Source organism: Paraburkholderia sp. J41 (assembly GCF_905220235.1).
GTDB lineage: Bacteria > Pseudomonadota > Gammaproteobacteria > Burkholderiales > Burkholderiaceae > Paraburkholderia.
The window spans coordinates 1-589 of record NZ_CAJMZE010000095.1 but is presented as its reverse complement, the minus strand read 5'-3'; the positions used below and the strand labels follow the sequence as shown (position 1 = coordinate 589).

The following is a 589-nucleotide window of genomic DNA, read 5'->3' as shown; positions in this document are numbered from 1 at the left end:
GCTCGACGTTGGGGGATTCGTCGGCGACGGGATCGAACTCCACGGCGATCGGTCCGGTGGCAACGGCGTCCGGTGCGTCGGCAATCGCGATCGGCTACAACGCGACCTCGTCCAGCACGAATACGATTGCGCTCGGCGCGGCGGCACAATCCGTCGGCTTCAACTCCGAGGCGCTGGGCAACTCCGCCCAGGCGCTGTACAACGGCGACACCACAGTCGGCACGAACGCTATAGCCGCGGGCGGCAACAGCGGCGCCACGGCTGCCACGGCGCTGGGCTACGGTTCGAAGGCGCAGGCAAGCAGTGCGTCGGCGCTGGGTGGCAATGCGGTTGCGAGCGCGGCGAACGCGACGGCGATCGGCGCAGGCGCGCAGGCTACGACGGCCAACTCGGTGGCACTGGGCCAAGGCTCGGTGGCGAACACGGGCAAGTCACGACGCTGCAAGGCAACGTTTCGAACATCAACAGCCAGATCACGAACATCAACGGCCAGATGGCCAATGCCGTGACCTACGACTCGTCGGCACATAACTCGGTGACGCTGGGCGGCTCGACCGTGACCGCGGTGGCGCTGCACAAGGTGGCCAAC

The 589-nt window shown here is 67.2% G+C and carries 1 pseudogene; it reads left to right on the top strand.

Annotated elements, in window-relative coordinates:
- Positions 1-509 (top strand): annotated as a pseudogene (locus U5805_RS31565) (hypothetical protein); the annotation flags it as partial.
- Between the last annotated feature and the right edge of the window lie 80 nt (positions 510-589).